The sequence below is a fragment of the Nitrososphaera sp. genome, assembly GCF_050748925.1.
In the GTDB taxonomy this organism is placed as follows: Archaea; Thermoproteota; Nitrososphaeria; order Nitrososphaerales; family Nitrososphaeraceae; genus Nitrososphaera.
In genome coordinates, this window is the sequence record NZ_JBOGQF010000118.1 from 1 (window position 1) to 5,232 (window position 5,232).

Below are 5,232 nucleotides of genomic sequence, written 5' to 3' on the forward strand. Positions count from 1 at the left end.
TCTTTGCAGGGTTCAGGTGCGCCCAGGACGCCTAGGGTGCATGGAGGAGGCAGAGGTCGAACCACTTTTTATCGTCAAGCAGGTGCTTTTTCACCTGAAGCCCGCTCTTTTCCGCAAGCGACTCTATGCGCTCGACGCTGTACTTGTACGAGCTTTCGGTGTGGACGGACTCGCCTTTTTTGAATTCATATGACTTGCCAAGGGCGCCCACGTGGACGCTCTGATCCTTTTTTGACACCAGGTGCATCTCCACCCTGTGGCTAGGCGTATTGTAGAGGGCGCGGTGGGCAAACGACGACAGGTCGAACCTGCCTTCCAGCTGGCCGTTTATCCTTTTCAAAATGTTCAGGTTAAACCGGGCAGTCACCCCCGCCCGGTCGTCGTAGGCAGACTCTAGCACGTCGGCGTCTTTTTCCATGTCAAAGCCGACCAGCAGCGCGTCCGCACGGTTCAACTTGCCGCGGATTTTGCGGAGAAAGGCGACGGCCGCGTCGTGCTCGAGGTTGCCGATGCTGGAGCCGAGGAATATGATCATCTTTTGTTGCTCCCCGATGAGCCCGCACGCATTCTCCAGGCCCGATTCATAGTCGCCTGTTATTTCGCTCACGCGCAGGTTTGCAAAGTCGCCGGCAAGCATGTTTGCCGTGTCCTGAAGGACAGTGTGCGATATGTCTATCGGGTAGTACCTCACAAGCCTCCCGCGGTCCTTCGCAAGCAGGGCCCGGAACAGTATGCGCGTCTTTGTCGACGTCCCGCTCCCCAGCTCGACTATGTTTATCGCATTTTCATTTCCAAGGGCGCCGATTATCTCGTGCGATCGCCCGGCCAGAATCCCGGCCTCGGTGCGCGTCAGGTAATATTCTGGAAGGGAGCAGATCCGCTCAAAAAGCCGCGAGCCTTCCTCGTCATAGAAATACTGCGGGAGGAGGTGTTTGGGTTTGCTGCCGAGCCCTTTGTCGACGTCCCGGGCAAACTGGTCCAGTTCTCTTTGCACTTTGGCAGCCATGCTGCGCGCCCATCACTTATTTGCAGCGCGTTCTATGCTGCCCGTTTTGGAGGCGCCAAATGACCACTACCTGTTGCGCTGCTCGGCCTTTTGCGGCACGTACTTGCTAAACTCATCTATGCTCATCACCAGCCCGTAATAGTCCTTTACGACCTCTATCGTGGACTCGAAATGCTTGCGGTTGCCGGACGCGGTGGCGTCAGAGATGAGTATCACGTCGTAGCCGTTGTTGAACGCGTCGCGCAATGACGTCTCGACGCATATCGAAGTGTCGATGCCGCAGAAAATGAGCGAGTCCGCGCCTACGCTTTTCAGCCAGACGCCAATCTCGGTGTCCTGAAACGCAGAGTCGCGCCTCTTTATGACAATGTGGTCCTCCGGCGCCGGCCTGATTTCGTCGACAATCTCGGCGTCCCACGTGCCCCTGACGCAGATGGGCCTCTTCTTTATCCTCTCTTCCCTTGACTTGGGCAGTATCTTGTGCATGTTTGTCAAAAGGTCTATCCCTGAGCTTTCCCTTACCGCCTGCGTGTAGAATATCGGCATGCCGGCGTTCCTGCACAGCCCGATAAGCTTTGAAATCTGCGGAATGGCCCCCCCGTAGCAGGACACGTCCATCCCCATCTGGTCGTACGACCCGCCCTTGCTTGCAAAGCCGTTCTGCACGTCAATGACTACCAGGGCCGGCTTGATGTCGTGGCCTGCGATTATCACTGCCATGAAAAGGCCGCACCGGATAATAAATCTGAGCACTAGCCGCTGACGCTGTACGGCGGATCGGCTGAATATTCCGGCCGGCGCCCCTGCCAGCCCTTTAGCGCGACAGAGATCTTTTCGTTGCGGGGGTCGACAGAGACCTGCAGCCTCCCCTTGCAGGCCGCGCTCTCCACGCTGTGCTCAAACTTTATCGCGTCCTTGGATTCCAGCGGTGCAAGGTGTGGGCTGAAAGAGATCCTGTTTCCAAGCATGTCAAGCTTCATGCCAAGCATCATCTCCCGCACGGCATGGACGTACATGCCCACCGACCACGCCTGCAGGATGCACGAGTTGAAAGGCTCGGGCCTGTCTCCCCGGTACGTCTCTGCAAACATGCCGTTTTCTGCCAGTATCCTGTCGGCCATCGAGCTGACGTACGCCAGTGCCTGCCGGGCGCGCCCGTGTTTCAGCTCGGCAAGCGCAGCCCACCCTGTCACAAGCGGCCACACCGCCCCGTCGTGGTACAGGGTCGGGTGGTACTTGGCGTCCTGCGTGCTGAGCGACCTTACGCCCCAGGCCGCAGTCAGGTCCTCCTTTTCTATCCTTTCCAAGACGGCTTTTGCCCTGTCGCCTCTGGCGGCGCCGGTCAGCAGGAGCACGAGGGGGTTTGGCCGGACGCTCGGGTCCTTGGAGCCGTCGCGCCTTATCGTGTCATAGTAAAAGTCAGCCCCGGCGTTCCAGTATTGCCTGTCTATCTCTGCCTTCAGCTCCTGCGCTTTATGCGCCCACCTCTTCTGGTTGTAGGTGTCGCCTGCCAGCCCCGCCAGCTCGGCCCCTATCGACAGGCTCTCGTAGAACAGCGCCTGCACGTCGTTTGCGCTCTTTCTCCTGTCGATGTGGTCCATCCAAGTAGAGTCGCGGATCGGCAGCTTTTCCGCCGTCCCCGTAAAGCCGTGGTCCACGAGGCCGTCGCCGTCGATGTCCTTGAGGAGCCCGCAATCGACGAGCGCGATGACAGAGTCCCACCTTTTTCTGAGCCAGGCAAGGTCCGCAGTCGCGGCCACGTATTCCCTTATCGCCCATGGAAAGAGGAACGTCGAGTCTGCAGATCCAAAGGTGGTCGTGTGCAGGAACGCCCTGCCGCTTATTATCATCGGGAGCTCGCCGGCAGTCGCGCCGTTCATGGTGGTTTTTGCCTGGCGCCGGAGAAAGTTGTCGATGACCTGGCGGGCAAAGCGGTAGTCGCCCATCGACAGGTAGCCGCGCAGCGACCAGCCCGTGTCCCTTGCCCAGTAGTTTGGAAAGCGCGGGAGCCCTGCGCAGATCCCCGCGCCCAGCCCGTCGTACTCGGCCTTCAGGTACTGCATGGAGGCCTTGGCCTTTTCGTAAGCCCTTGCAATCTTTGCCGCAGGCAGACCCGGCTTTTCTGGCGACACTGCAAACGTCGACGACGAAAACTCCTCAAACGTGCCCTTTGTGCCCTCTTCAAGCGCGCCGTGGTTGTCCCTTATGTGCAAAAATTCCGCCAGGCATTCGGCGGCGCTTGAAAAGCTGCCGGCGCCGACGAGGGCTATTTGCGTGGTCTTGCCCGACTCTATTTTGACGTCGTACGACAGCTCCAAGTCGTTGTCAAACGAGTCAGTCAGTATCTTGACCGGCGCAAGGCCTTTTGGCGCGACGCCGATGGCGCCAAAATACTGCACCCTGTCCTTCTTTGTCGCGCCTGCAGAGCTTATCTGCAGGCAGTTTTCCTTCGAGTTAAAGAGCGAGATGTTGCTCTGCGAGATGGCGGCAAGGCCGTAGCTTGTGATGTTGCCGTCTATCATAAAGTGGAGCCGGACGCTCCTTTTGGCCTTGCCCCCTTTTCCGGCCGGCTTTTCAAGGTCGCTGCCGGACGGGTTCGCAAGGTCCAGGTCCATCGCCATTATGAACCCCCGGCTGTCAAACGGCACGGTCAGCCTCCTCCGGACGTGCAGGCCGGCAAGCTCGTGGTGCGTGTAGAGGACGCCGTGCTCGTGCCGGGACGACACGACAAAGTTTGGCAGGCGCTTGCGGACGCCGTCGTCCATCGACAGTTCCACTATTATCCTCCCAAATGCCCGGGCGGGCGGGACGTACAGCCCCCCGTTGTCGTACCGGACTCCCATCCACGCCCAGTTGGCAGACAGGGACCCGTTTGCAGAGCAGACGATGTACGCCTTTTTGCCGGAAAGCACGAGAGGCGTCGTGAAATTCTTGAATATCGTGTCGCTGTCCGGCACGTCCATGTACGGCTGGTCTGACGGGACGACTATCCTCTCCCGGCCGGCCCCCGACGGGGCGTCGCTGAACGTGAACGGGATGGCTATCTCCTCAAAGCCTTCCAGCTTGCTCATCACGGTTATCCTGTGCCTCGCGCCGTCTAGGCCGCCGTCCTTTATCACCAGGAACCTTGCGCTCTGGAACGGCTTGAAGGGTATGGGCCGGCTGTCAGACAGCGTGGCGGCGTTGACCACCTCTTCGGACGTCGCGATGAAAATCGACTTTCTCTGGACTGGCAGCTCGTCTACGTATATGTCGAGGGACACGACGTTGCCGCCGAGCGGGACTGGAGGGTTCAGGAGCGAAAAGATAAAGCCCCGGCTCTCTTGCGCGCCGGTCGCGACTGTCACGTTTTTCAGGCTGCCTTGCACGTACGACAGCAGTGTGTGGGTGCGGTCCAGGGTCCTTGCTATTTTCCGTGCACCTTTTTACATGACAATTGCATAAATTTCGCTTGATCTAGCATGTGGAATTTATAAAGTGTTATCGGCTCCGGCTCTAGCTGATGCCGGCGCGACTTTTTGCGTCCCCGTTTCCCTAGAGCTTTATTCTGTACCCTTGTAAAGGTGCTAACTACCGCAAGGCGCAAATTTAAGTAATGTGCACCCTGCGCGTCAGGATATATGCGGCAGGCAGTCGCCCTTGCTGCTGCAAGCTACCAGTATTCTGCAGGCATTACAAGCGAGATCGCCCGAGTCGCTGCAAGCGACATACGGTCCAATGCCAAGATACAGGCGCATGACATCTCGCGGGTGCTCGTCAACAAGGTGGGTGCGGTAAACAACAACCTGCGGGTGATGTCGGGAAACCCGTCCCTGCAAGACCCGGGAAGCATCGACGCGGGCAAGCAGATCCTGTCGAGGGCCCAGGACAACACCGGAGACCTGACGGACTTTTACATGTGGCTCGACAAAGACGGCAAGGTAGTCTGGCTGAGCAACATCAGCGAAGAGACGTACCAGCAGGTCAAGGGGACGGATCTCAGCTACAGGGCGTACTTTACCGCGCCAAGAGACACGGGCTCGATTTATTACAGCACCGCGATACCGTCAAACGACAGTGTCCCCAGGATCTACCTTGCCGCGCCGATAATGCAGGACGGCGAGTTCAAGGGCATAATCTCGGCGGCCATCAGGCTCCAGGTGCTTGGCGAGTACCTCAAGGACCAACTGGCGCCGGATTTTGAGAGCAGCATCGGCATGATGGACAGGAAGGGGATAATCCTTTAC

4 protein-coding genes are annotated in these 5,232 nt (G+C 58.5%); 1 reads left to right on the forward strand and 3 read right to left on the reverse strand.

The annotated features are described in order from the left end of the window. Positions 1 to 31 precede the first annotated feature (31 nt). The 3 genes from egtD to ACREAY_RS09480 all read right to left on the reverse strand — a co-directional run bounded on the left by egtD (position 32) and on the right by ACREAY_RS09480 (position 4,374). Complete coding sequence (gene egtD, locus ACREAY_RS09470) at positions 32 to 1,006, reverse strand: L-histidine N(alpha)-methyltransferase (RefSeq protein WP_431755525.1); 975 nt, start codon at positions 1,004 to 1,006, stop codon at positions 32 to 34. 66 nt (positions 1,007 to 1,072) lie between these two features. Continuing rightward, the gene (locus ACREAY_RS09475) at positions 1,073 to 1,726 is read right to left on the reverse strand and encodes a cysteine hydrolase family protein (RefSeq protein WP_431755526.1); all 654 of its coding nucleotides are present in this window, start codon (positions 1,724 to 1,726) and stop codon (positions 1,073 to 1,075) included. Positions 1,727 to 1,758: 32 nt separating this feature from the next. Beyond that, on the reverse strand, positions 1,759 to 4,374 hold the full coding sequence (locus ACREAY_RS09480; protein ID WP_431755527.1) for an amylo-alpha-1,6-glucosidase: 2,616 nt from the start codon (positions 4,372 to 4,374) through the stop codon (positions 1,759 to 1,761). Positions 4,375 to 4,626: 252 nt separating this feature from the next. Here ACREAY_RS09480 and ACREAY_RS09485 point away from each other — a divergent pair. Continuing rightward, a partial coding sequence (locus ACREAY_RS09485; protein ID WP_431755528.1) for a cache domain-containing protein occupies positions 4,627 to 5,232 on the forward strand: 606 nt, incomplete at its 3' end.

Coding starts and splice junctions, on each gene's coding strand:
- egtD (WP_431755525.1), bottom strand. CDS start 1,006: ATGGCTGCCAAAGTGCAAAGAGAACTGGACCAGTTTGCCCGGGACGTC.
- ACREAY_RS09475 (WP_431755526.1), bottom strand. CDS start 1,726: ATGGCAGTGATAATCGCAGGCCACGACATCAAGCCGGCCCTGGTAGTC.